Genomic DNA, 1,050 nt, shown 5'->3' with positions numbered 1-1,050 from the left:
GCCGGGTATGCCGGGGGCTGCTCGGGGTGCGGGGGGAGGGGCAACGGGGGCGGGAGGGGTCGGAGTTCGCGCCGGGTGAGGGCGGCGGTGGCCCGCGTGCCGGGCAGCGGGGACGGTTCCCGGTCCTGGGCGGCGCGGGCCGCGCGGGCGGCGTTGCGCCGGGAGAGCGCGTCGAGCAGCTCGCGTTCGCCCCGGCCGCGCAGCAGGAGCAGAACGAAGGGGTCGGCGTCGAGCAGGCGTGCGGTCTGGTAGCAGAGGGCGGCGGCGTGCTTGCAGGGGTGGCCCCGGTCGGGGCAGCTGCAGCGCGGATCGAGGTCACCGGGGCCGGGCAGCAGCGGCACGTCCCCCTCGGCCAGCGCCTCGGGCATCTCCTTGTCGAGGAGCGCGGCGATGTGCGCGGGCCGGTCGGCGGCGGCGTCCAGAAACCGCTCCCAGTCGGCGTCGTCCAGGGTGCGCAGCCGGACCTGCACGCGGTACGGGCGGGGGCGGCTGCCGCGCACGTAGGCGAGGACGAGTCCGGGCGTGACCGTGATGGCGTCCACGTGACCGCGGTCGGCGTAACCACGCCCACGCGCCAGCCGCTTGACGTCCAGCGCGCCCTCCTCCAGCGCGGTGATCCAGGCGTTGCCCCACCAGGTCGCGGCGAAGGGCGCGTCGTCGGACGACCGGGTCGGGAAGGCGGGGAAGGTGCGGCGCAGCTCACCGTCGCGGTGCGGCGAGCCCATGGAGCGGGGGACGCGGGGGGTTGCGGCGGGGACGGCGGGGTGGGTGCCGGGCTCCGGGTCGGTGGCGGACCTGCCGGGGTGAATACCCGGCTCCGGGCCGACCGCAGGCACGCGGTGATGGGTGCCCGGCCCCGGGCCAGCAGCGGACCCGCCAGGGTGAGCGCCCGGCTCCGGGCCGACCGCGGACCCGTCGGCGTGGGTGCCCGGACCCGGGCCAGCAGCGGACCCGCCAGGGTGAGCGCCCGGCTCCGGGCCGACCGCAGGCACGCGGTGATGGGTGCCCGGACCCGGACCGGCGGCGGACCCGCCTGGGTGGGTTCCGGGC

At 78.7% G+C, this 1,050-nt stretch carries 1 protein-coding gene; it reads right to left on the bottom strand.

All coding sequences use genetic code 11. The annotated features are described in order from the left end of the window. Nucleotides 1-992: SWIM zinc finger family protein (locus ACTWQJ_RS51725; RefSeq protein WP_443313258.1), on the bottom strand; the 992-nt coding region annotated here is incomplete at its 3' end. Nucleotides 993-1,050 lie beyond the last annotated feature (58 nt).

The sequence above is a fragment of the Streptomyces sp. KR55 genome (assembly GCF_052245645.1).
Taxonomy (GTDB): Bacteria; Actinomycetota; Actinomycetes; order Streptomycetales; family Streptomycetaceae; genus Streptomyces; species Streptomyces flavusporus.
The sequence above is the reverse complement of the archived record's forward strand: the minus strand, read 5'-3'. Positions and strand labels throughout refer to the sequence as shown.